At 39.2% G+C, this 316-nt stretch carries 1 tRNA gene; it reads right to left on the bottom strand.

The window, feature by feature from the left end:
• Positions 1 to 143: 143 nt before the first annotated feature.
• A tRNA-Ile gene (locus ABF638_RS38385) sits at positions 144 to 217 on the bottom strand.
• Positions 218 to 316: the final 99 nt, after the last annotated feature.

Raw genomic sequence — 316 nt, 5'->3', positions numbered from 1 at the left:
AACCGCTGACATCCTGCTTGCAAAGCAGGCGCTCTACCAACTGAGCTAAACCCCCAGATACAATTAAAAATTGATAATTAAAAATTAAAAATGAAGAAAATTCAATTTTTAATTTTGCATTTTACATTTTTAATTGATTCAGGTGGGCCATCCTGGACTCGAACCAGGGACCTCACCCTTATCAGGGGTGCGCTCTAACCACCTGAGCTAATAGCCCATATCGAACCCAATCATAGTTTGAAAGCTTTCAACAAATGTCTGCGACCGACCTAGGTTAGACCAACTTACTATCTATATAGCTGTATGCTTTTTGATA

This window comes from Nostoc sp. CALU 1950, from assembly GCF_051172895.1.
GTDB classification, from domain to species: domain Bacteria; phylum Cyanobacteriota; class Cyanobacteriia; order Cyanobacteriales; family Nostocaceae; genus Nostoc; species Nostoc edaphicum_A.
This window is presented reverse-complemented; position numbering and strand designations above follow the sequence as displayed.